Raw genomic sequence first — 25,674 nt, forward strand, 5'->3', positions numbered from 1 at the left:
ATTTTTTACTCCATTTAAGAGACTTAACTATATTATTAACAAACACATTCGCCCTGATATTCTCAGTTCACCGACAAATCAGGCACAATACCAAGATATTAATATCCTGATCTTTAACCCTGTTTACCCTAGACATTGATCTGAAAATCTGGAGCATTTGCCTGCTATCCAATTTATCCTATCAGTTCCCCTGATATTCAATATTATCCGCTAAATCATGGTTATTAACATCCAAAATAATTCTTTCTAATTTTCATGTCAACTACAAGCTTTCAAGTAGTCTTGTATTTTTGATATTACCTTCACTTACTGCACACAGCATTCTGCCTGCTGCGCTATCTCCAACTCTTCATTAGTTGCAATAACTAACACTTTGACTAATGATCCAGACTGATTAATTTCACTTAAATCACCTTGTACAAATCGGTTTTTTTCAGCATCAATCTCAATTCCTAATACGCTTAATTCGGAACAACATTGCTTTCTTAACCACGCATCATGCTCACCAATACCGCCGGTAAAGACTAAGGCATCCACTTTGCCTAAAACTGCGGTATACGCACCTATATATTTTTTAATACGATAGCTGTACATTGCTAAAGCCAGTTGAGCTAGTTGATCTCCGGATTCAGCCATCTGGTGTACAGTGCGCATATCATTTTCTCCACACACGCCTTTTAATCCGCTTTGCTTATTCAGCGCGGCCTCAATATCTATATTTGATAATCCCTGCCGGTTTAGATAAAACACGATCGCAGGATCTAAATCGCCACTACGTGTCCCCATCATCACGCCTTCCAGGGGGGTCATGCCCATCGTGGTATCGATACTTTTTCCCGCAGAAATCGCTGTCATGCTTGCTCCATTCCCCAGGTGAAGGGTAATCAAATTCAAGCTATCTAAAGACTGTTCAAGATAGTGAGCCGCCTGTTTTGCCACATAAAAATGCGAGGTACCATGAAAGCCGTAACGCCGTACTCTATGCTCGGTATACCATTGCTGAGGCACGGCATATTGGTACGCGTGTGCGGGCAGTGTTTGATGAAATGCAGTATCAAAGACGGCGACTTGTGGCACGCCTACTGCGTACGCCATTGCTTCTTCTATTCCGGTGATATTTGCTGGATTATGTAAAGGCGCGAGCGGAATCATTTTTTTAATTTCTGCTAAAACTGCCGTGTCTATTAGAGTAGGCTGACAGAATTTTTCACCGCCGTGAACTACCCGGTGTCCTATGCAGAGTAAATCAGAGAGTGTTTTCAGGAACGCACTCTCTGATAAGGGAGATGGAAAGAAATAATCATCCAAACGAAGTAAGCTTGTGTCTCAATAATTTATAATAATGAATTCTGAATTTATTCTCACACTAGGCAGATAAGCTTGTTGATATTAACAGATAGCATTATAGGTTGGATTATAAATACAGCCCATCGTTTAAAAGGCTCGGTACGTCGTATATTCATGGCTGAAACGGTGGAGCTACTAGGCTCAGGTGGTGCAAGTATTGCTGAAGAAAAACTAGGATGGAATAGAGGCACTATCCGAAAAGGACAATATGAACTTGAAACTCAGCCCATAGAAGATAATTTTTCAGCGAGAGGGCGTAATAAAAGTGAAGAGCATTTTCCTCATCTACTTGATGACATAAAAAAAATTGCTGAACCGGAGTGTCAAACGGATCCCTCTTTTAATTCCTGTCGATTATATACCCGGCTAACGGCTAAAGAAGTTAGAAAACGTTTACTGGAGATTGATTATTACGATGAAAAAACATTACCTTGCTCAAAAACTATCAATACAAAATTAAATGACCTGAGTTACCATCCAAAAAAGGTACAAAAAACAAAGCCTCATAAGAAAATCAAGGAAACGGATGCAATTTTTGAACAAGTTCATTCAGTCAATGGAATGGCAGATATCAACCCAAAAGAGATTCGTATATCAATTGATGCCAAAGCAAGAATGAATATAGGAAATTTTTCACGGGGAGGACGAAATCGGGTTTTAACAAAAGCAGAGGATCATGATTTAGATGTTAAGGAAAAGTTAACTCCTTTTGGTTTTTATCTGCCTGAACATGATGATTTTTTCCTTTTCTTTACAGCAGGCTATGCCAGCAGTGATTTCATCGTTGACCGATTGGAAGAAATTTGGCCAGAAATTCAAGAAAAATATGGAGTAGATATTCTGACACACACGCTGACAATGGTATGGAGAACAGTAGCTCCAGAACTCAGTTTATAAAAAGGCTTGTGGAGTTTGCTGAAAAAAGCAACATAAAGATAAAACTGGCCTACTACCCTCCTTATCATAGTAAATATAACCCAATTGAACGAGTATGGGGAGCCTATGAAAATCATATTAGTGGCGACATAATGGATACAGTTGAAACAACTTTAAAATTTGCCAAAAGTATGACCTACAATGGCAAAGCACCTATTGTTAAATTAACAGAAAAAATATATGAAACAGGAGTAAAGGTAGGTAAAAAAGCAATGAAGACGTATTATCAGTTTGTTGACCGAATGCCATCGTTGGAGAAATGGTTTTTGACCATTTCTCCTGGTTGTTCTGGATGATTATTTCTTTCCATCTCCCTTAATGCAATCACCCGCAGTATACTGCCCAAAGACCACTTGCTATTTAAATTATTATTTCCCCACCTGCGTCTGACTTTACCGGTTAATAAGGCCGTACTGGAAAACGCTGGTTCACTGATTAACCGTGACAAACGCGTGTTTTATTCACCGTTTTGTGCGCCTGGAAAATTTATACGCGAATTGCTCGCCGATGGCTATATCGGCAGAGAGGGCAAACCCGCTGGGTACCCTGTGTACACATTTCCATTACAACCTAAAATTCCGGATTCCGTATTCGGTGTATATCTACAACGTTACTATGATGTATTTATGCAATTTGTCGATGTCGTGTTACAGCAACTTGTAACGGATGATGATGTAGAACGTAAGAATAAAGACCGGGAAATGATAGGGCTCTGGGCAGAATGCATTAGTGAATGGATTCCTGGCTTTCCCAATCGTAAAGATCTGCTGGTTGATCAGCAAAAGCTAGACCTGGAATTACTGTCTAAGGTGCTAACGATGATTTTATGGGATCTTAGTCTTGCACATGGTACAGATCATATTTGCATCCATAATAAACAGTCTCATGGCAATCCGTTTCGTCTGCGTGTGCCACCGCCAGGTAAAGGCAAAATAGCAGAAGGCTGGTATGAACAGCTGGTAACTCGCTGGGATTTACTCAGTGCCTGGTTTACTGACTTGCTGTTCTATGAACCTCATAATGTCACTTTATTACAGGATGTAGATTATGAATTTAGTGAGCCAGAATTAAAACAAGCGCAACAGGATTTTCTGCAAGCCTTGCATGATCTTGATAAGGAATTAAAAGCCATGAATACTCAGGTAGCGAGCCTGGATCAGATTCCGACTAGTATCCAGTATTAAGCTTGGGGAATTTAGGTTCAGGAGATAATGATTTATTATCATTCAGAACATGTGAGTTTAATCTTACCTGATTACGTATTACTCTCAGCCATCAGTAAATACAACTTGAAACACCAGTTTGTTAAAAAGTTCGTCATTCCCGAAGTCTTTTATCGGGAATCTTTGCTTATCCTATGAGATTCCTGCTAGAAGCATGCAGGAATGACGAAGCATAGCTGAGAGTTGTGGGTAATCAGGTCATCCTTTCCTTCATTATCTTCATGTTCTTCATGGTGAAAATCTATCTCGTCATAAATGCGTAGCCTGAATTTATTTTTCCGTAGGTGGCGGGTCTGAGAGTTGTTGGTAATCAGGTCACCTTTTCCTTCATGTTCTTCATGGTGAAATTCTATCTCATCTTAAATGTGTAACCGAAACTTATTCTGCCTAAGCTGCCGGGCGCATCTCGCTATGCACCCAGGCTTTGGCAAAGCGTAAATCACGGTCTACAGTCGCTTCGGAAATCGACAGCGCGGTAGCAATCTCATGGTAATTAAGGCCGCCAAAAAAATGAAATTCCAGCACATCACTTTTACGCTGGTCAATCTTTGCAAGTCTCAGTAAAGCATCATTGAGTTCCAGGATTTGCACTTCAGTCTCGATCGGAGCCAGCTGGTCCAGATCTACTTCAATGCGCTGTTGATCACCGCCGCGTTTTAAGCGTTGCCTATGTTTAGCCCGGTTGATTAGCATGCGCCGCATCATTCTCGATGCCACAGCAAAAAAATGAGCACGATCCTGCCAGTCTATATCGACATCAACCAGTTCCATGTACGCTTCATGTAATAATTCGGTAGGTTGAATCGTCGGGCAATTTTCACCGCTAAGATGACGGATGCTCAAGCGGCGCAAGGATTGGTAAATTATCGGCGTGAGCTGATCCAGAGCCTGCTGATCACCCTTGCGCCAATCTAATAATAATTGCGTAATGGGGCTATCGGAAGTCATTGCAGTTGCGTTGGTTTGAAGAATAAAAGCTCATACTTAGTAGAGAACAGTTATTAATGTAGTTAAATCAGGGTAATCAATACTTTGCATTTTATCATAGCTGTGTAGAAGCTAAATAGGTTTAAGCTTATTAAAAATATTGCTGATTAGCTTTAAGCTTCAGCTATTAGTAGTTGCAAAAGTATTCGCAGTATAAAGTTCAATAGCTGGGGCGCTGGCTTTAGCCTGCATTGCTACTGCTTTATGTAGGCTTTAGCCTGCATTGCTACTGCTTTATGTAGGCTAAAGCCTACTCCCCAATTATAGCGCAAGAACTTATACAACTATCGATAGAATCATTATATATTAATGGTATATCGGTATAGCTCACTTGTTGTTATGTAATGCGGGGAATAGGTGCCACGAACGAAATTCTTTGTCGTTCCTACATGCTACCCAGTCAAGCGTGGGCACAAGCTTAAGCAGGAATCTAGTCGGATAAGCATAGATTCCCGATAACAGACTTCGGGAATGACGAGGTTTTTAACATACTGATGTTTCAAGCTTTATTCTACTATGGCTGAGAGTTGTACGTAATCAGGTAATTCTTTGTCGTTCCTGCATGCTCCATAACGCGCTACAAGAGGTTTAGACAAAAAATTTTTACTTATGAAGAAATAAAATGAGGGGATTTATACGGGTTTCTTGCTTATAAGGTTAAGACCCTTTATAAAATTGTAATTACCGGGTGTCATATTTAAAAACATGCATAGGTTTATTTTATGGGTGTATTATGAAATTAACAGTCGGATTGGTTTATAGCTATCGTGCGCCTTTTATGCCTAGCTAACAGGGATGCTGAATTGTAAGCTTGTTGTGTAACAAGCTATTGAAAAATATATAAGTAACCCTGCTTTAAAGCAAGGTGGGAAAAGGGGAATATCATGAAAACGTTTAATAAACATTTACACCGCTTAAGCATAAGCCTGAATACCTGTTTATTGCTCTGTGGCCTAGCCATGTTGAGTATTAATTCGGCACAGGCTGCGCAAATACCAGAATATACTGCGTTTGGACTGGAACCCGTTCAAAGTATGCCCGATCCGGAATCGCGACAATATATTACTAAAACGGTGACTGAAAATCCGTCCGTTAGCAGCTTTAATGGTGAAACTGATAAAGTCACGCAATCGGTAGCTATTTCAGGGAATGTCCTAATTATTGAAGAAGGACATGATAATGGTCTATGGGAGAGTTATCATGAGAATAAAACCATAAGAGATTTTAGAATCGATGCGGATATTGTCATCATCCGCAGTCCCTGGCGCCTGCCTCAAACCAATGTCACCATTCATGCCCGCGAGCTAAGTTTTGATGACAGCAATGGTACTGCCTTTATTGATACTACGCCTTATGCACTGGAAATCCAGGCTGCTCCTGCCCAAGCTGGACAGGCCGGGAACCCTGGCGGTGATATCACCTTACATATTAGTGAACTGAAAGTGGACAATGCAGAGCCGTTTCGGTTTTTTCTACGTGGTGCCGCTGGGCAAAAAGGAGGGCAGGGCACACCTGGCGCTAACGGAAAATCTGTGAGTTTAATTATCGATAATGATCTTCATAATGGGATCTCAACATCCTATAATTTCTCAGCCAGTCAGGCAGCGACTTATATAGTCTGGCCAGCGGCAGGTTTTTATACCAGAAAAACCTGGGGTAGCTCGAGTGTCCGACAAAGAAATGGTGGCAATGCTATAAGGCCAGGGGTTTCTGGAAATGGCGGATTCGGAGGAACTCTAATTGCGCCCATGTTAGACAATTTGTCAGACAAAGCGGCATTAGAAGCAGGCTTAGGAGGTATCGCAGCGAGCTTTGTGTCGGGTGGCCGTTGGGCTACTCCTCGGACCATTCGCCACTGGAGCTGTAATAATTCCGGTTGTAGCAATACCAATAGTTTCTCAGCATCAAGTGGTACCAGCTATGCAGGAACACAGGGTCAAAACGGTACTGATGGTGAGTATATAGAACTGGATAGTGAATTCAGCTGGCTGACTGCACCTCTGCTTAGCCAGTCTTTACGTTATACAAAAGACCTGTATTTATACGGCTATTATGAACAAGTTGATGCAGATCTAGAGTCAATTATTGCGCTAATCAATAGCTATAAAGGTTCAGCAGAATGGGATGCGTTTGATCCAGATCTAGCTTCGGACGACGCGGAGGCAGCACGCGATTTACATCAGGCTGAAATAAATCAGGTACTGAATGAAGCACTGACATTGCAACAACGTCTGAAAGCCGGCCTGGATTATTTTAGTAAGCCTTTTGGCTGGGTACCCGGCTTATCCTTTGAAGTAAATCAAAGTGTTTATGATAATGAAATCGATTCAGCCATGGATGTTTTATGGTTGACCCATTCCATGCAGCAAAACATCAGTAGCAATCAAGCGCGTAAAAACTATGCAGAACAGATGGTAACTACGCTCAATGAAGAAATTGAAGACTATAAAGATGAGTACGAAAAAGCGAATGATACGATAACTAATATCAGGCCGCGTATTATTCAGCTCGATACCGATAGCGATCAGCTTAAACAAAAAATGCAGCAACGCACTGAAGACTTACGTAGCGAAGCAGAAGGGGCCGCACTATTAAATGGAATACGGGATTCATTATTAGCCTTGACCGAGCATATACCGCTGGCAAATATTGCCACACAGGTTGTTTTCGAGCTGCCTAATATTGATCCGGACAAGCCACTATTAAAAGAACTGTTAACTATCACAGGTGATGCAGCCTGGACTACAGCCAATAATGCTATTGGAGATCAGCAAGCTATTAGTGATTGTATCGCTGAAACAGGAGACCCTGAAAAATGTGCGATTAAAGCAGGGGTTAAAGATGCACAGGAAAAAGCGGAACTGGCAAAAAAACAGGGCACGCTTTTGCTAGATTTGGTTAATGGTAACACCGCTAACAATGCAGCAATCAATGCAGAATTACAGCGTATCCTGGCCAAGGACTCACGCTGGCTAGCATTAACGGAAGAAATGACGGGATTGCATCAACGTAAAGCTATATTAGTCATGGATTTAATGACCGCAATTGATATTCTTAACACGTCAAACAGTGCGATCAGCAAGAACCTATTGGCAGTTGATGTGTTTCATCAGGATGTTATTAATACCAACGATATACTTGATCCGCGTGTAATGGCTTATACCAAAGATATGGCACAACGTGCACGTCATCGTCTGGAGCAGTATCAGTACTACATGGTCAGATCGTATGAATACCGGTTGATAAGGCCTTACCCATTTGCTCTGGATATGAACTCATTATTTGATGATTTCTGTCAACTACAGGCTGCAAATGATAATAATAATCTGGAAGATGTGGTTAATGACGGCTGTAATGCCGAAAATGTTAATTTAAGTGAAAGCGACTTCAAAAACCTAGGTGTCATTTATAAAGAACAAATCAGTTCTATCGCTGAGGAAATTATTGAAGAATACAATAATGGCGGAGGTGTTAGCCAGGATACTGCGGTAGAGTTTGATATCCCCGCTGAGTACTTAACTGCAATCAGTCAGAATCCGGAGGGTGTTAAACTCAATCTAGTGGATGGCTTTAATCTGTTCAGTGGCTCTGAAGAAGATCTACGTATCAGCTCAATCGAGGTTCTGCAACTAGATTTTAGCAGTCCTGACAATCTGAATTATGTTGATATCAGCTTTATCCATTCAGGCATATCGCAGATTAGAAAAGCGGGTGAAAGTTATTTATTCCAGCATTATTTGAACAGCGACACGCGGCCTATTCAGTGGACTACCCGTTATAATGGGGATGGTAGTTTACAAGGCTTACAAACTAACAGCGCCTCTGCGCAATCTTTAATAGCATCCGTGATCGGTGAAAATGCTGAGAATTTGAAAATCTTTGCCAGCCCTGGTGCCTGGGCGGATCTTTATATGAAACGCTCTGCTTCGCCTGATTTCAGTACTGATTCAGTACAGATTAATCATATGCGGATCCGGGTGAATTATGAATACACACCCTCTGAGAATAATATTAAGACCTTACGTATAGCGGCGGAATCAATAAGCAAAGCGCCGCCTATTGAAGTGTTGACAGAGGACCTTAAAAAACGCACCGGCGGCCAGGGGAATTTCCTACGTAGCTATCCTAGCCAGACTCAGGTAACACTAAAAGCGCCACTCGTTTATGAGCAGCTCAAATTCCAGGCCTGGTTAGAAAGTGGTGAGGTCGTTTCGACTGATCCATCTGTAACCATCACTATGGATCGAGACAAGACTGTTCTGCCTCGCTACACTGCCGAAGGGGTGGGTAGCTTGCCTGAGTTACCTGTGACGAGTATTAACACTCAATCTAGCTCGACCCGAATCTATATTGGGGCACTGAATGAACTAGGTAATACCCGGCAGCAGTTCGGTGTAAGTGAGAAATTTGATATTAAGGCTGAGTTGCATATTGCAGCCGAATATCAGGGCAGTGTTAATGATATCTATGTTGTTTCCTTATATGCAGGCAACTGGTATATGCAGGACAGTCATAAAAACTGGCTTGTATGGGATGTCAATATAAGTACATTGCTCCCATTTGCAACTCAGACATTGGCTGATGTTAACCAGATAACGGTTGCTAAAGGCTTATCGGGACTTCCGGGAAGCCATGAGATCTTTGTCGGTCACAAGACCAGTGACGGAAATCTTCACTATAACAGCACGCCGTTAAAAATTATCGTGCAGTAATTTTTTTAAAGCTAGAATTAAAAGGTGCCCATCGATAATCCTGGAAAAATCAGTTGCTCACATTTTCTAGCACAAGCTCTTGATTCCTCAGCACTTACAAAAAGTGTCCGCTTAACCTAAGGGTGAAGCTAAAATTTTTGAAAGGGTTATATTAATTCAATATCTTCAGAGCACCTGAACTCTAGGATGATAACTTGATGCCAATGCTTGATATGTAGGTTGGCGCTGAGCTTGCAAAGCCCAACAATCACTGTGCAATATCATGTTGGGCTTCGTATACTCAGCGCCAACCTTGTACTTTAGTATCATCTAATTATCTTGTGAAAACAGTAAGCTTTTGATTTCTTTATGTCGAGTTCAGGAGCTCTGATGCTCTTGATTCCTCGGTACTTTCAAAAAGTGCCCGCTTAACCTAAAGGTGACGTTAAAATTTTTGAAAGGGTTATATTAATTCAATATCTTGCACTATAAATCCGCGCTCAACTGATTTTTCTAGGATGATTTTAGCGATGAAATTATTAAGTTCTGGCCACTTCCCCGGTTAATCATGGAACGTTATCATTTTGATCATGCAGAGCAGTTAAATGAATGGCTGGATAGTAAAATCAAGTGAGCGACCGAAGTAAGGCCCGCTTATTTTTCGTAGCGTAACTTTCTATCCTTACGCGTCCACAGGAAAAAGACGACGGCTGTACCAATCAGGCCCATCATGCCTCCAGGCCCCCATATCATAATGCCGCCGAGCTGCTGGTCGAGCATTAATTCGATGGATAGACGGCCATCGAGTACATCATACGCGGTATAAATCTGGTCTCTTTTTAAAGTAATTATGGCGCCAATAATAGTATTGGGAATGGTGACTAACCATAAAATAACAATGCGTATACCAAACGGAATACGCGAAGTTTTCTGTCGTGGATCACAGATTAGCCACCAGAAAAAGAAGCCGGTGAGTATCATGGTAAAGTGCATCCAGTTATGTAAAGACTGATCTGCCAGTGATCGGTTATGCAGGCTGGGAATTTGCCAGATTAATAAGGTGGCTATAAAAAGTATTGAGGCAATGACTGGATGCCCGAGAAACCTATACAGCCATTGTATGGGCTTATTCCTGATGATAGGCGTTAACACTGAATGGCGAATTATTTTTGGCAGCCCTTGCAATAAGGGGGCAAGAGGCATGCTTAATATAAGTAATAAAGGCCCCAGGCCACGCATTAATAAATGTTCTATCTGATGAAAAAACAGGAAGTGCTCAGATAAAGGTTCTAAAGGGGATTGCAAAGCGATAACAAAACACAGCATGCCTAGCAAAAAGGTAATAGTTTGCCCTGTGCTGACAGGGCGACCAGCCTCACGCCGTTTAGCCCGGCCACGGAAATACACCACCAGAGTCAATAACATGGGAATGGCGACATCAGGTGTATAGATCCATGCCGACCAGATCGGTTGCCAGGGCCTAATCGTGCCGTGAGCCAGGCTGATGATGGGAAACAGCAGTAGGCTCAGGGCTAGAAGAGATTTTATAGAAGTATAAGACACAGCTTTATAGCTTATTGATGGGCAACAAAATACACCCTTAAGCGCTTGATTAGGCGCAAAATTTTTCTATTTTCTTAGATATCCCTAGCATATCAAGGCCACATTCAGCCAATAGTTCCTCACGAGTCCCTTGCTCGATAAATTCATCAGGCAAGGCGATATTTAATACTGGCATCAAAATTTGTTGCGCCTGTAAAAATTCGTTTACAGCACTACCTGCACCACCTGCCAAGACATTTTCTTCAATAGTGATCAGTACATCATGGCTTTTCGCCATGGCTAAAATCATGTCTTCATCTAGCGGTTTAATAAAGCGCATATTTATCACCGTAGCGCCCAGGTGTTTACCTACTTCCAGCGCGGGAGTAACCATGCTTCCCCAGGCAAGAATGGCTAAACGCCCCCCTTTGTGACGGATTTCTGCTTTACCTATTTCTAATTCAGTAAAATCACTATTTACAGCTGTTCCAGGACCTTTGCCTCGCGGGTAGCGTACAGAAGCGGGGCCATCATAGTTATACCCGGTGGTTAGCATTTGGCGACATTCATTTTCATCAGCAGGCGCCATGACTACCATGTGCGGGATACATCGCAGAAAACTATAATCAAAACTGCCCGCATGAGTCGGGCCGTCAGGACCTACCAGGCCGGCTCGATCGATAGCAAATAAGACATCCAGGTTCTGGATAGCAACATCGTGTACTAATTGATCGTAAGCTCGTTGGAGAAATGTCGAGTAGATTGCAACGATAGGTTTGGCACCCTGACAAGCTTGACCGGCAGCCAGAGTAACCGCATGTTGCTCAGCGATAGCCACATCAAAATATCGTTTTGGAAAGCACTCGGAGAATTCAACCATACCCGAGCCTTCACGCATAGCAGGGGTAATGCCTAATAAGCGTGGATCTTTGTCGGCCATATCACATAACCATCTGCCAAATACCTGGGTATAAGTCGGATGAGGCGAAGGTGCAGCTTTTGGCAGGCAGTCTTTGCTACGATCAAAGGCAGGAACACCATGGTAGGCTAATGGGTCTTTTTCTGCTGGCTCATAGCCTTTACCTTTTTTTGTCACTATATGCAGAAACACCGGGCCGGAAAGTTCTTTTACAGCTTGCAGAGTTTCGACCAGCATATCGACATCATGACCGTCAATCGGACCAATATAATTAAAACCGAGTTCTTCAAATAAAGTACCAGGAACAATCATGCCCTTAACATGTTCTTCGGTTTTTTTAGCGAGTTCCCATACAGACGGTAAGCCGCTCAGCACTTTTTTACTTTCTTCGCGCACAGAAGAGTAGAGCTTGCTGGAAATAATCTTGGTAAAGTAGTTATTCATGGCGCCGACATTAGGCGAAATCGCCATGTCATTATCATTCAGAATAACCAGTAAATTAGCATCCATGGCACCCGCATGATTCATCGCTTCGAAGGCCATGCCGCCGGTAATGCTACCGTCACCAATAATCGCCACCATACGACTGTCTTCGCCTTTGTTTTCAGCGGCGATAGCCATACCTAATGCAGCACTGATCGAAGTGCTTGAGTGGCCTACGCCAAATGCATCGTACTCACTTTCTTTACGTTTAGGAAAGGCAGAAACACCATCTTTGGTACGAATGGTGGTCATACGCTCTTTACGCCCGGTAAGGATTTTATGTGGATATGCCTGATGGCCTACATCCCAGACTAGTTGATCTTTAGGGGTGTTGTAGACATAGTGTAAAGCAACCGTGAGTTCAACGGTGCCCAAGCCTGCGGAAAAATGCCCGCCGGATAAACTAACCGAGTGAGTCAAAAATTCGCGCAACTCCCCTGAGAGGGGGATTAGTTGATTACGGTCTAATTTCCGCACATCGTTGGGAAGGTCGATAGTATGTAATAGTGGGTAGTTTTCTGCGATATTCATAGTGTGCGTTCCTTATGACCCTGTTTTTGATTTGAGTGCATGGCTAGCAAGGTTTTTACCTAGCGACCAGATTGAGCCAGGGACTTTGTGAGTGTCAGCAATGGCTTGATCGAACGAGTTTACAACCCAGTCGCGATCTTGTTGTGTTAAGTTCAGTGGTGGTAAAAGTTTGACGACATTCATGCCGTGCCCTGCCACCTGTGTAAGTAAGTGATGATCTTTAAATAAAGGGATGGTGATCATCTGACAAAATAAGCCCTTATTTGCTGCTTCCAGTGCTGCCCAGGCAGCTTTTAATTTGAGACTCTTGGGCGCGTGAAATTCAATGGCGATCATCAGCCCTTTACCGCGTGCTTCTTTTAAAAATTCATACTTGCTGCTCAGAGCATTTAAGCTACTGATAATATCTTCGCCTACTTGAGCGCAGTTAGCTATTAGTTGCTCATCTTCGATGACCTGTAAGGTTGCTAGCCCTGCAGCCATAGCCATATTGTTTTTGGCGAAAGTCGAGCCATGTACCACGGCTCTATCCATGCGACTGAACACCGTATCCATAATGTTACGGGTCATGGCGACGCCGCCCACCGGAACAAACCCTCCAGATAAGGCTTTAGCCATGCAAATCATATCCGGTTGTACATCCCAGTGATCGATAGCCCAGAACTTTCCGGTACGACCAATCCCGGTCTGAACTTCATCGGCGACAAAAAGCGTACCATATTGTTTGCACAGGCGCTGTACACCTACGAGGTAGTTGTCATCAGGAAGGTTAACGCCTTTACCCTGTATTGGTTCGACTATAAATGCCGCAATATCTTTATTACTTAAAGCCTGTTCCAGTGCTGCAAGGTCATTAAACGGTACAGAGCTACAACCGGGTAGAAATGGGCCAAATCCATCGCGGAATATTTCTTCACCGACTAACGATAAAGAGCCCATGGTTAAACCATGATAGCCATGATCACAGAACACGATGTTTTCTCTTTTAGTGGTATATCGGGCAAACTTAATGGCCGCTTCAACCGCTTCGGTGCCTGAATTACAGAAAAACATTTTATCTAGGTTATCAGGTGTCGTAGCCAGAATTTTCTTAGCCAGCAAGCCACTTAATAAAGAGACATCCATTTGCACCAGATTAGGTAATTCCAGGGTTAGCGTTTCCTGTAATGCGCTGATAACGGTCGGATGATTACGCCCTACGGCAAATACGCCAAAACCACTTAAACAATCCAGGTATTGGTTATTATCCTGATCATATAAATACTGCCCCAGCGCTTTTGCGTAGTTGCGGTCATAGCCTATCGTTTGCAATACCCGAACCATTTGATTATTCAAATAGTTTTCGTGTAACTCAAATTTTTCATGGCTATGTTGAGTAAAAAGTTCGGCGATACTAAGTGACATGACTCTTCTGGATACTATAATTAAAGTTGAATGTTTCTATTGCTAAACGCAGGTAATACAAACAGGGTGCACAGCAGGGTAAAGCTAATCCCTACTGCCAGCGTAATTCCCATGCTAGAAATCCCAAAATGCGGTATTAATGCCAGACTGATAAAACTACTCATGGTGGTAAACGAGCTGAACATTACGCCACGTGCGGTACTGGTTTGTAATAAGTGCTGGTTGTCTTCCAGACCTTCATATAAGCAGTGCATAATATGAATACCACTATCCACTCCCATACCCAGTAGTAAGGGCAGTGCGATGATATTAGCAAAATTAAACGGAATGCCAAGAAAAACATTTGCGGTACAGGTTAATAGTCCTGCAAGCAATAAAGGACCGATGACTAACAACACTTTTTTAACACTTCTCAGTATAAAAAATAGCAATAAGCTAATAATGATCAGCGAGCTGGTGAAAGCCTGCTGAAATGCACCGACGACGGCTTTGCCTGAAGCAAGGTCACCCACTGGCATACCAACTGCTGTTGGTTCAATACTTTGCACTTGTTCAGCGAATTGCTTTAAGTTTGCCGGGATATTTAAATCTTCCTCCGGCATGATCATTGTACGGTAAATGCCATGCGGGCTTAACCACTGCAGGCGAATATAATCAGGTATATCGTTTAAATCAAAGGCGTAAGCACTTAAACCCTGATTCAGCATGTTAATAGTGTACGGTAGTAGACCTAAAATACTGTTATCTAGTTTTTGCTCTAGTAGTACCGGCTCAGGAAACTGCTCCACAGCGGCTAAAAAAATATCGATGCTTGCGCTAAGTTTTAGCAAGACTTGTGGGTCTATACTGGTACTTTTATTTTCTAGTGCGCTGGCCAGTGTTGCTTTAAATTGACTTAATACAGCAACGGTATCAGAAGGAGTAAGCCGAGCATTAAACTGGCTTAGTTGTGGGCCTAAGATTAATGCTAGATCTTCGATAGTAAACAGTTTATCGTCCTGATCAGTTGCCACCAGGTTTTCCAGTGAGATAGTCCCATGAACGCTAGTAAGCTGTTCTAGCTTATCCTGCGTGAGCTGTGTTTCTTGCAGGTTATTGCTTAAGGCATAAAGTGCATACGGTGAGTCTGTTTTGGACTTGAGTAAATTTTTAAAGGCAATCACCGTGCTTGCTGCTGGATTACGCATATCGATAGGGTTGGAATCGAAGCTGATGTATGGAATGACAAACAGGCAGGCTATCGTTATTGCAATGGTGCTTCTGCGAATGGTTTTTTTATAGCGAAATGGTAGAGTCTGAATAAAAGAGGGCTGGGCTGGTATAGCAAAAGCTTTAGCGTGTTTAAGTTTGAATACGGTCAACAGTGCAGGTAAGACCAGCATGGAAACAGCCAGACCGATAAACATACTGACACCAGATATCATTCCTAGCTCGGAGACACCTTTATAGTCAGTAGGGATAAAAGCAAAAAAACCGATTGAAGTCGTTAATGCACATAGAAACAGTGAAAAGCCAACGCTGTGCAAGGCCATTTTAATCGCGTCTATATTGCTCTGATTGTTTACCAGTTGCGCGCGATAATGCAAGTTCATATGGATAGCAAAATCCACTCCCAGGCCTATATAGAGTGCAGCAAAGGAAATTGAGATAACATTTAAATGCCCCACAGCGATAGCAGCAAAGCCAGCCGTCAATGTTAAACCCATTAACAGAGTAATCAGCGTTGCCAATAATAATTTTATCGAGTGAAAACATCTGAACAGGATCGTCAGAACCAGTATAAATGAGCCGATACCGCTGAGTATTGCACCATCGCCTATATCTTCAAGTTCTTCATGTTGTAGCGCTATATCGCCTGTAATGCGAATATTTGCACCCGGCATTTCCTGCATTAGCTGGCTAGATAGCGCGCGTGCTTTTTCAATCGCTGCAGCAACAGGCATCATGGATTGAAAATGTACCTTGGGTTTGGCAATGACTATGCGACGCGTCTTATTGGTTGCACTATTGGGGTTGAGTATGGTTTGCCATGAGACATGGTAATGCTCTCCTGCCGCTACTTTTTCAAAAGCAGTGCTAATAGATGAGAGCAGGGCAGGTAAGCTCTGACTTATGACGCTATCTTCATTTTCCAGAGCTTGGCCTAAAATTGTGAACAGGCCTTGCAGATTATAATTTTGTGCCAGGTAACCTATGAAAGGTTGCGCATCGGTTAAATTGCTGGCTAATTTATCTAGCTCTGCAGTAGACAGGTAAAGAAAAGCCTGTTGACGGAAGAATGCATTGTCATCTGGAATATAATTGGCTTCAAAGAACTCGCTATTATTATTTAGCCGTTTTAATAGGTTGCTAGCTGCGATCGTGGTTTCTTCAGGTGTAGGCGTATCAACCACAAACAGAATAGCATTGGTATCCTGAGGAAACTCAGCTTCCAGACGCTTATAGTTTTGCTGAAATGGCAAATCTGGCGATAGCATTTCAGAGGAATTATTGTTGACGCCAAGATGGTTTTTTGCATAGTAAATACTCAAGCCTGTTAACAATAAAGCGGCGCAAATAATCAACCATGCATAGCGAGTCACAAAGCAGCCTTGCCAGGTCAGAATTTTAGCTGTCAAACTCATGCCGGACTCCACTGAGTCTGGGTTATCTGTGGCAGTTGTCTGGCAAGATATTGGAGGGTTTTACTGGCCGCTTTAAAGTGCAGGCCAAGTATAATTAAACCGGGCAATTCGCCAGGGTGGCGGCATAAATATCTTGTAAGCTTAGCAATGGACACCACGCCGCTATCGGTCATGGCATAGTTAATTGCCTCTGGTAAATTTAGCTTAGCTGGATCGACTATGCTGCGGATAGCGATAAAAGGAATTTGTGCCTGTTTAGCAAGTTGCGCGACAGCTGCCGATTCCATATCGACAGCGATAGCCTGAGTAAGCTGGTATAGTCGGTTTTTTTCCTGCGCCAGACTGATAACCGTATCTCTTTCTAATAGACAGGCCTGATGATAGTTTATCGACTTATCTATCAGCTTAATCACCTGTTCTGACCAGGCTTTGTGTGTAGCCAACTTAAGGCTATCCTTAGTTAGCACGCATTTGGGGATAACCAGGTCTCCGGCTTTTAAATATGGCGCTAATGCACCCGCGCAACCCCAGCTAATTAATTGAGTTGCACCCTGATCAATGAGGGATTGTGCAGCATTATTCGCATTTGTCGGGCCAGAGCCTGACAGAACGATAAGAGTATTTTCAGATACAGCAAAGCACTCACCCTGTTTAATCTTAGATTTAGTCAGAGTGTGTAATTCTTCAGGTAAAGCAACCAGAATACCGGTAATCACTTGTTGCGTTGCTCATTACGATAACGCGCTAAAGCCCATAATGGAAAGAATTTGTCATAACCGTGATATTTCAGATAAAACACCCGTGGAAATCCTGGCGCAGTATGGCAATCACTGGCCCAAAAGCTATCTTTCTGTTGCGTATGTAGCAAATAATCAATACCCGCTCGTACTTCTTTCGATTCATATTCTCCGGCTGCCATTAATGCCAGCGTTGCCCAGGCTGTTTGAAAAGCCGTGCTGGTATGAAATTGGCCGCTCATGCCTGTTTCATGATAACTCTGGTTGTCTTCACCCCAGCCACCATCTTCATGTTGTACACTTTTAAGCCAGCTAACCGCTTTGGTGTACATCGGGTCATCTTTAGGTGTATCGGTCTGTTCCAGAGCGATTAATACCGACCAGGTGCCATAAATATAATTAGTGCCCCAACGACCAAACCATGAGCCATCTTCTTCCTGTTCACTACGAATATAGTTCAGGCAACGATTATAGGCAGGTAAGTATTCATCATGATCCTGAGCTACTTGCGCCATTAACATAATACAGCGTGCGCTCACATCAGCAGTCGGCGGGTCTAATAAAGCGCCGTGATCGGCAAAGGGGATTTCATCCAGATAATAATAAGTATTATCCACATCAAAAGCACCATAACCGCCATTACCCGCTTGCATGCCCACAATCCAGCGTGTTGCACGGTGAATAGACTCGTCCATATCGGGCAAGTCAGATGTCGCCATTCCATAGGCAATCACGGCAGTGTCATCGACATCGGGAAAGTGCGGGTTTTCAAATTGAAATGCCCAGCCTCCGCCTTCCAGCTTAGGGCGCTGAATGCGCCAGTCTCCTGGTTCGTCGGATAATTGTTTGGTTTTTAACCAGCTATAGGCAAGCCCTCTGCTGGCTTTAGTGCTGTCTAAATCTGCTTCTTGCAGGGCAAGTAAGGCCAGACCGGTATCCCAGACGGGAGAGAGGCAAGGCTGGCAATAGGCCTGATCTTCTTTAATAACCAGTAATTTATCGATTGCTTTACGCGCTGTTATAACCTGTTCATGATCGGCTGGCATGCCAAGTAATAGCATAGCTTGATAAGCATTGACCATCGCCGGGAAAATGCCACCTAAACCGTCTTCGCCATTTAAACGTTCGGTAAACCAGTTCTTAGCTCTAGCTACGGCTATCTGGTGCATTCTTTTAGTAACCAGGATACGTGATTTACGTCCCAGCGCATCCAGAAACAGAAAGAATTTATTCAGCAAGCCTCGCTCAGGAAAATAATGCTGCTCCTGATCGGGGTGAACAACAAAGAGTTCCAGAATATTTATATTTAATGGGTTTTTCGCTTTTGCTTTTAAGGTGCACAAGATAAATAAAGGAATCATCACGGTTCTGGACCAATATGAGACTTTATCTATATGAAACGGAAACCATTTAGGGAGTAACATGATTTCCACAGGAATAAAGGGCACACCGCGCCAGGGAAGCTGCTCAAAAATAGCGAGAGCAATACGCGTAAATACATTAGCTTTAGCTGCGCCGCCCTGATTAAGAATAAAATCGCGTAAACGCAACATATGCGGTTGATCTATGTCGTCTCCCGCTAGTTTTAAGGCATAGTATGCTTTTACGCTACAGCTGATATCACCTTTGCCGCCGGTAAATAGAGGGTAGCTACCCTCTGCAGATTGATGTGCGCGTAAATAAACGGCTATTTTAGCTTGCAGTTCTGCATCAATATCATCCAGGTAATGCATCATCATGATGTATTCTGCTGGAATGGTGCAATCAGCTTCCAGTTCAAACAACCAATAACCATCAGGGTGTTGCATAGACAGCAGTTTATCTTGTGCTTTTTTTATGGCGCTGTCCAATGAATGGATATTGCTCATATTATTGTAGTCCTCGGTAAACATAGTGCGACCTAGTTCTTTGCTTGATATTGCCAGTCTTTGCAGACCAGGTTTTTACTTTTTAAATCAAAAAGTAGTGATAGCAGAAAGTTGCTACGGCCAATAACTTTGGTTGTCAATATAGTTTTTTTGACATCTTTACGCGTAATCTTGACCTGATTGGAATCGTTAAAATCCAGGTGCTGTTTAATTTCATTGAGGGTTAATACTGCCATGCCTAATGCCCATAGGCAGAAGTTACGCATACCGGTTTCATGGCTAGGCAGTAACTGAGTATAAGTCAGCGCATCTTTCAAATGGCCTTGGGCGATACTGATTAAATGTTCTAAACCGAGGCGAAATTCAGCGCTATCTGTTGATGTATTCAGTTCTTTTAAGTCAAAGCCAGTTTCTGTGAAAACATCCTGAGGTAACCAGCACACACCACGCTGTGCATCATCCCAGATATCTTTTAAAATATTAGTCATCTGTAAGCCCTGACCAAAGGAGACAGATAGCTCTAATAACTGTTCGCGGTGCTGATTAATATCCGCTGAGTAATGACAAAATAATTTCGCCAGCATTTCACCGACACAACCTGCAACATAATAACAGTACTCATTCATGTCCTGCAGAGTGGCAAGACCGCCATGTAAATCCATGCCCTGATAGGCAGGCATGCCTTTGGCCATGGTATCAACACAGCCGAGTAGCGCTGCAATTTGCTCGGGGTCAAAGCTATGGGTAATTTCTATCACCCGAGGCGTTAGCTGAATCAGTACATGTTCTGCAGGAATGGTTTGTTCTGAAAGTAGCGGTGCCAGGTCCGTTGCAAAGCTAGCGGCATCATTACCTGTTCTAACAACTTCTATAAAGCGGTTGCAGAATTGTTGTTTTTGGGTAAAACTGAGCGATACTTCATCTTCTACGGTATCGACTATCCTGCATAAAAGATAGGCGTTTGCCACGGCGGGATATAAGTCCGCAGGTAACTGAGGGATGGTTAATGCAAATGTGCGTGACACACCTTCAAGTAATATAGCCTGAAAATCATCGACAGAAGCAGCTAGAAGCGATTCCGGGTTTTCAATAGAAATTTGAGAGTCAGTCATGCAGTCTGTAAAAAGTGTGTTAAAAGAAAAAACCAAATTAGTGACGAATTATAGACTGTCTGTGGCTTAAATACAAAATATGTTGTTTTTTTGCGAAAAAGTAGCATTTTAGTCTTATAAATTGGCGTTTAAATCATTCGTAGGGGTGTTTTTTTTGCACAGGTTTTGTTGTTTTTATGACAAAAAAACTGTTTCAAACTGGTGTTAAGCTATTAAAAATAGTATGCTAGGCAGTTATTAGGAATTATTAATGGAAGTTTGCTTAAGGATTTTAACAGCTGTTTCCAAACTTTTCTTTTTTGTTGCGAATTTGCAACTTTATTGAGTTATCACTATTTTCAAGATTTGGAGTAAAAGGTTATGGGTGTTCCATTAAGACAGCAAATTGCTGTAGGTACTTATCTAATGAAGCAAAAATTTAAAGGTATTGATAAGTATCCTTTGGTACTAATGTTAGAGCCTTTGTTCCGTTGCAACCTGGAATGTGCCGGGTGTGGAAAAATTGCCTATCCTGACGATATTTTGAACAAACGCCTATCTGTAGAGGAATGTCTGCAGGCGGTGGATGAATGTGGCGCACCTATGGTGTCTATTCCTGGCGGGGAACCCTTAATTCATAAAGAAATGCCGGAGATTGTTGCTGGTATTGTCGAGCGTAAGAAGTTTATTTATTTGTGTACTAACGCTTTATTGTTAAAAAAGAAGATTAAAGATTATACTCCATCGCCCTACCTGACTTTTTCGGTACACCTTGATGGCAACCAAACTAGACATGACGCGTCGGTATGTCAGGATGGGGTGTTTGATATTGCGATAGAAGCAATTAAAATGGCGCTGGATAAAGGCTTTAGAGTCACAATTAACTGTACGCTGTTTCAAGGTGAAACAGCGCAGGAAGTCGCGGACTTTCTTGATTATGCAACAGAGTTAGGTGTAGAAGGGATTACTATCGCTCCGGGTTTTAGTTATGAAGATGCGCCGGATCAGGAGTCATTTATTTCCAGTCAGACAGCAAAAGAATTGTTTCGTGGCATTTTTGCTATAGGCAAGAAGAAAAAGTGGAAGTTAAATCACTCTTCCCTATACCTGGATTTTCTGGCGGGAAATCAGCAATATGACTGTACTCCCTGGGGAAATCCAACGCGTAATGTATTCGGTTGGCAGAAGCCTTGTTACCTGTTGTCAGACGAAGGTTATGTAGACAGTTTTCAGGAAATGATGGATACCACGTCCTGGGAGAAATACGGTGCCGGAAAGAACCCTAAATGTGAAGGCTGTATGGCGCATTGTGGTTACGAAGCGACGGCTGTAGAAGATACACTGGCGCATCCGTTGAAAGCTTTGGGTGCTGCAATTCGTGGGCCTAGAACAGAAGGCGCTATTGTGCAGGCGCCGAGTTATAAACCGACGACCAATACATTAACGGATATACCGGTTAAAGTAGAAGTTTAAGTCGTTTGTAAAATACATGACTGAAGTATTAAGCGGTCTGGCGGCATTTATCTGGGTGCTGAGCGCATTACTTCCCTGGCAACCTTGGCGCACCCGAGAAGTATTAGAGACTGATGGCCATCTCGCTGCTGACTTAAGCGATATAACCGTGCTTATTCCGGCGCGGAACGAAGCTGAAGTGATTGCCGAGACTTTGCAGAGTTTAAAGCAGCAAGGGCAGGGATTGCATGTTTTGCTGGTCGATGATGAGTCGCATGACAGTACAGCACAAATCGCGCGGCAGGTAGGTCTGGAGAGTTTGCAGATTATCCAGTCTAAACCCTTGTCTGCAGGCTGGACAGGTAAACTCTGGGCGCAGGAGCAAGGCTTGCAGGTAGTGCAAACGTCGCTAACCTTGCTTCTGGATGCCGACATTTATCTAAAGCCAGGCATTGTATCGGCTCTAAAAGCCAAACGTGATGCGGAAGGTTTGCAGTTTGTTTCCCTGATGGCAATGCTGAAGGTCGATAGCTTCTGGGAAAAAATGCTGATGCCGGCATTTATTTACTTTTTTAAAATGCTCTACCCCTTTGCACTGGCAAATAAGCCTGACAGTAAAGTGGCTGCTGCTGCGGGTGGATGCATTCTGGTGGATACCCAGGCGCTGCATGCAATTGGAGGAATGGCTGCTATAAAAGATGCCGTGATTGATGATTGCACGCTGGCCAAGAAAATCAAACAGGCAGGTTATAAAACCTGGGTAGGTCTTACGAACAGCGTTATTAGTCAGCGTCCTTATGTTTCTTTAAGAGAAATTTGGGATATGGTTGCGCGAACTGCTTATACGCAGCTTTTTTATTCCAATAGCCTGTTGCTGGTCTGTACTGTCTTGATGTCGCTGATGTATTTGTTACCCTTGTATGGGGTGATTTTTTTTACCGGGCTTGCCTGGTTATTTGCCGTGTTAGCTATGTTAATCATGCTGGCACTGTATCTGCCTACCCTGCGTTTTTATGCACTCAATAGTGCGTGGGCTTTTTGTATGCCAGTAATAGCTGGTTTGTATTTGTTAATGACCTGGACTTCAGCTTTGCGCTATTGGCGAGGTGAGCGTTCACGCTGGAAAGGTCGAATTTATCAGAAAGGTTAAAACAACAATGATGCCAATTAGAAAAGTAATAATGATGTTTTTTTTATTTTGCTTCACTTCGGCAGGGTTTGCTGAAGTTGCCGAAGATGCTGAAATAAAAGCGGCAACAAAAGTGGTAACAGACTTTCAGGGCGTGATACTGAATGTTATGCAGCAGGGTGACAAGCTTACTTTTGAGCAACGCTTTGAAGTATTTAAACCCGCAGTCATAAAGAGTCATGACCTCACTAAAATTACCCGTATCGTAGTAAGCAAAGAATGGAAAACGCTAACTATCGAACAGAAAAAAGAGCTAATTCGTAAATTTAGCACCTTAAGTATTGCTTCTTATGCGCATTATTTTAATGGTTTCTCGGGACAAAGTTTTAAAGTTGAATCAGCCAAACAATTGTCGCCGGGGCAAATTTATGTACATACATTTTTAGTGCTTCCTGATGATAAAGATGTCAGTATGGACTATCTGTTGAAAAAAACCGGTGATAACTGGCGCATAATTAATATCATCACTAATGGCGTCAGTGATCTTGCTTTAAAGCGGTCTGAGTATGTCGCAGTAATACAAAAATCAGGTTTTGATGCTCTATTAGCGGAGATTTCTGTTAAAATTGAAAAATTTTCTAATTAACACACAATTCGCTTTTGATTATTCGTCAACTATTACGTCTTATTGCTGTTGCCTGTATTCTACAAATCGTCGCCTGTGCCAGTACCAGTAAACCAGAAACAGTAGCAGTCATTAATCTTGACGACCCGCATGAAAATGTAAACCGTAAGATATATGGATTTAACAAAGGTGTAGACAAATATTTTTCTTCGCCTCTGGTTACGGTTTATCAATTTGCTCTTCCTGATTTCTTAAGCACGACTGTTGCCAACTTTTTCACCAATCTCAAAGAACCCAGAACTGTTGTAAATGATGCCCTGCAGGGCAAAGGAATACCTGCAGGTGATGACTTTGAACGCTTTGTTATCAATTCACTGCTGGGCTTAGGTGGCTTGATCGATGTCGCCAGTTATGCGGAAATTGAATATCACGAAGAAGACTTCTCGCAGACCATGGCGGTCTGGGGCGTGCCTCGTGGAGAGTATGTGGTTATCCCGGTATTAGGCCCTTCGTCTTATCGAGGTATTCCGGGTAAGGTCGTTGATGCTGCTGCTAGCCCAGTGAGTTATCTGATTTGGCCTTTACAAGTATTAGACCTACTGAATTCTCGCTCGAATGCTGATCAGTCTTTAAGTTTTATTGATGAAGCAGCGGTTGATCCCTACTTATTTATGCGTGTTTCTTATAGACAGTGGCGTGATTACCAGATAACCGAAGGCGCGAACTCAGCAGAGGATATTTTGTTGCCTGAGTTGGACGACGAGTTATTTGATGATGAAGAGCTGGATTTATTGCAACAAGACTTAGATATTAAACTGTAAATAGGGGCGATGATAATTCAGACTAAAGAGGTCATTGCGCAAACGCGGTACTGGTTAGAGCACGTTGTTATAGGGCTAAATTTTTGCCCCTTTGCCAGGCCGGTTTTTGAGCAAGGAAAAATTCATTTTCAGGTGAGTGATGCGCAGTCGCTGGAATATTGCCTGGAAGATCTAATGCTTGAGGTTGACAGGTTAGATATCCAAAGTGACATAGCCACGACATTACTTATTTTCCCTAGCTCCTTACAGGATTTTGATAATTTTCTGGATGTACTGGAAATTGCCGATGATGAGATGCATAAGCAGGGTTATGAGGGTGTCTATCAATTAGCCAGTTTTCATCCTGAATATTGTTTTGCTGATAGCGCAGCAGATGATCCTGCCAATTATACTAATCGTGCGCCTTATCCTATATTTCACTTGCTGAGAGAGGCGAGTATAGAGGCGGCTTTAGAGCAATATAAAAACCTTGAAAATATTCCTCAGAATAATGTCCGGCTTGCCCGGGAAATGGGTGTTGAGAAAATGCAAAGCCTGTTAGAACAAGCTTTGCAGTCTAATAAAGATTGATTACCCATGTAGAGCGGACTTCAGTCCGCTATTCGAAGTATAAGAACTCAGTTAGGCAATCTTTTTAGATTCTAGCTCGGATAATAAAAAATCAATTTCGCTACGCATTTTTTTTCTAAAAAATATAAAACGCCAGCGACTTCCCCCGCATTGCTTCCATAACATGGCGGAACGTATGCCACTTAATAACAAGGCCCTGATTTTATTTACAGTTTGAGGTGAGGACAGGTGGGTCTGATCGCCGTTGACCATAATGCGTGGATTAATGGTGCTAATGGTGGTGTGATAAATATCAGCTAGATTGGCGGTCACGTTTTCATGTGCGATACCAAAATGTTCACTTTGTGCCTTGGCTACTTTGATCTTATTGCGTACGGTTTTAAGCATTTCCTTATTGGCAGAAAAATTACTTTCTAAAAAGACGAGAGACGCAGCATAGCGCGCTATTTCAGTATTAGGTACACTGTGGGTTTTGAATTGCAGTTGTAGTTGTTCAAGGCCTAGCTTTACACCTGCAAGCCCTCCATAGATATCTACAGGGTTTTCTGGCTCTAGCGCTAATAAACTACCTAAGCTGGCTTGCATAGCTTCTTTATCGGCTTTCCCGGTTGTTGCCAGTTGTTGTACCAGATAGGTAGCCTGGGCTATGCCAGCAAGAGCAATTGTTTGGTAGGTTATAGTTTTGAAAGACATA

The 25,674-nt window shown here is 42.7% G+C and carries 18 protein-coding genes; 8 read left to right on the forward strand and 10 right to left on the reverse strand.

The window, feature by feature from the left end:
* Positions 1-306: 306 nt before the first annotated feature.
* Complete coding sequence (locus ACQY3F_RS06820; protein ID WP_428354145.1) at positions 307-1,308, reverse strand: acetate/propionate family kinase; 1,002 nt, start codon at positions 1,306-1,308, stop codon at positions 307-309.
* Positions 1,309-1,383: 75 nt separating this feature from the next.
* Between ACQY3F_RS06820 and ACQY3F_RS06825 the strand changes: the two genes are divergently transcribed.
* Positions 1,384-2,579 (forward strand): ISAzo13 family transposase gene (locus ACQY3F_RS06825; protein ID WP_428352995.1). Its coding sequence is split into 2 segments (ribosomal slippage): positions 1,384-2,191 and positions 2,191-2,579, totalling 1,197 coding nucleotides; the frame shifts between segments, so codons are not numbered across the junction.
* A 57-nt stretch (positions 2,580-2,636) separates the two neighbouring features.
* Entirely contained in the window at positions 2,637-3,467 is an 831-nt protein-coding gene (locus ACQY3F_RS06830; RefSeq protein WP_428354146.1) for a hypothetical protein, read from the forward strand.
* 426 nt (positions 3,468-3,893) lie between these two features.
* Here ACQY3F_RS06830 and ACQY3F_RS06835 read toward each other — a convergent pair whose 3' ends face one another.
* Positions 3,894-4,454, reverse strand: coding sequence for an ECF-type sigma factor (locus tag ACQY3F_RS06835; RefSeq protein ID WP_428354147.1), 561 nt, complete (start codon positions 4,452-4,454; stop codon positions 3,894-3,896).
* Positions 4,455-5,377: 923 nt separating this feature from the next.
* On the opposite strand from ACQY3F_RS06835, the gene ACQY3F_RS06840 reads away from it, so the two are divergent.
* Positions 5,378-9,205, forward strand: coding sequence for a coiled-coil domain-containing protein (locus ACQY3F_RS06840; protein WP_428354148.1), 3,828 nt, complete (start codon positions 5,378-5,380; stop codon positions 9,203-9,205).
* Between the two features lie 633 nt (positions 9,206-9,838).
* On the opposite strand, the gene ACQY3F_RS06845 is transcribed toward ACQY3F_RS06840, so the two are convergent.
* Genes ACQY3F_RS06845 through ACQY3F_RS06875 form a run of 7 tightly spaced genes read right to left on the reverse strand, consistent with a single transcriptional unit; the run spans position 9,839 to position 20,404 of the window.
* Entirely contained in the window at positions 9,839-10,747 is a 909-nt protein-coding gene (locus ACQY3F_RS06845) for a cytochrome c oxidase assembly protein (protein WP_428354149.1), read from the reverse strand.
* A 49-nt stretch (positions 10,748-10,796) separates the two neighbouring features.
* Entirely contained in the window at positions 10,797-12,659 is a 1,863-nt protein-coding gene (dxs, locus tag ACQY3F_RS06850) for a 1-deoxy-D-xylulose-5-phosphate synthase (protein WP_428354150.1), read from the reverse strand.
* Positions 12,660-12,671: 12 nt separating this feature from the next.
* Positions 12,672-14,063 carry an aspartate aminotransferase family protein gene (locus ACQY3F_RS06855; RefSeq protein ID WP_428354151.1) on the reverse strand — a complete coding sequence of 464 codons (1,392 nt, stop codon included), beginning with the start codon at positions 14,061-14,063 and terminating at the stop codon, positions 12,672-12,674.
* A gap of 20 nt (positions 14,064-14,083) precedes the next feature.
* A complete protein-coding gene (locus ACQY3F_RS06860; RefSeq protein WP_428354152.1) occupies positions 14,084-16,687 on the reverse strand; it encodes an MMPL family transporter in 2,604 nt (867 codons plus the stop codon).
* Positions 16,684-17,403, reverse strand: coding sequence for a phosphorylase (locus ACQY3F_RS06865; protein ID WP_428354153.1), 720 nt, complete (start codon positions 17,401-17,403; stop codon positions 16,684-16,686). The genes ACQY3F_RS06860 and ACQY3F_RS06865 overlap by 4 nt, the downstream gene beginning before the upstream one ends.
* Complete coding sequence (gene shc / locus ACQY3F_RS06870; RefSeq protein WP_428354154.1) at positions 17,400-19,316, reverse strand: squalene--hopene cyclase; 1,917 nt, start codon at positions 19,314-19,316, stop codon at positions 17,400-17,402. Before shc ends, ACQY3F_RS06865 begins: the two co-directional genes overlap by 4 nt.
* Before the next feature lie 8 nt (positions 19,317-19,324).
* Positions 19,325-20,404 carry a phytoene/squalene synthase family protein gene (locus tag ACQY3F_RS06875; protein WP_428354155.1) on the reverse strand — a complete coding sequence of 360 codons (1,080 nt, stop codon included), beginning with the start codon at positions 20,402-20,404 and terminating at the stop codon, positions 19,325-19,327.
* Positions 20,405-20,764: 360 nt separating this feature from the next.
* Here ACQY3F_RS06875 and hpnH point away from each other — a divergent pair, with 360 nt between their 5' ends.
* From hpnH to ACQY3F_RS06900, 5 genes are read left to right on the forward strand one after another with little or no spacing between them, the layout of a single operon-like run.
* Positions 20,765-21,856: an adenosyl-hopene transferase HpnH gene (gene hpnH / locus ACQY3F_RS06880; protein ID WP_428354156.1), complete on the forward strand. Its 1,092-nt coding sequence runs from the start codon at positions 20,765-20,767 to the stop codon at positions 21,854-21,856.
* Between the two features lie 16 nt (positions 21,857-21,872).
* The gene (locus tag ACQY3F_RS06885; RefSeq protein ID WP_428354157.1) at positions 21,873-22,985 is read left to right on the forward strand and encodes a glycosyltransferase; all 1,113 of its coding nucleotides are present in this window, start codon (positions 21,873-21,875) and stop codon (positions 22,983-22,985) included.
* A 7-nt stretch (positions 22,986-22,992) separates the two neighbouring features.
* A complete protein-coding gene (locus ACQY3F_RS06890) occupies positions 22,993-23,610 on the forward strand; it encodes an ABC transporter substrate-binding protein (protein ID WP_428354158.1) in 618 nt (205 codons plus the stop codon).
* Between the two features lie 14 nt (positions 23,611-23,624).
* Complete coding sequence (locus ACQY3F_RS06895; RefSeq protein WP_428354159.1) at positions 23,625-24,410, forward strand: MlaA family lipoprotein; 786 nt, start codon at positions 23,625-23,627, stop codon at positions 24,408-24,410.
* A 9-nt stretch (positions 24,411-24,419) separates the two neighbouring features.
* On the forward strand, positions 24,420-24,980 hold the full coding sequence (locus ACQY3F_RS06900) for a DUF1415 domain-containing protein (RefSeq protein ID WP_428354160.1): 561 nt from the start codon (positions 24,420-24,422) through the stop codon (positions 24,978-24,980).
* 51 nt (positions 24,981-25,031) lie between these two features.
* On the opposite strand, the gene hflD is transcribed toward ACQY3F_RS06900, so the two are convergent.
* The gene (gene hflD / locus ACQY3F_RS06905) at positions 25,032-25,673 is read right to left on the reverse strand and encodes a high frequency lysogenization protein HflD (RefSeq protein ID WP_428354161.1); all 642 of its coding nucleotides are present in this window, start codon (positions 25,671-25,673) and stop codon (positions 25,032-25,034) included.
* Position 25,674 lies beyond the last annotated feature (1 nt).

The organism is Methyloprofundus sp. (assembly GCF_965251085.1).
Taxonomy (GTDB): domain Bacteria; phylum Pseudomonadota; class Gammaproteobacteria; order Methylococcales; family Methylomonadaceae; genus Methyloprofundus.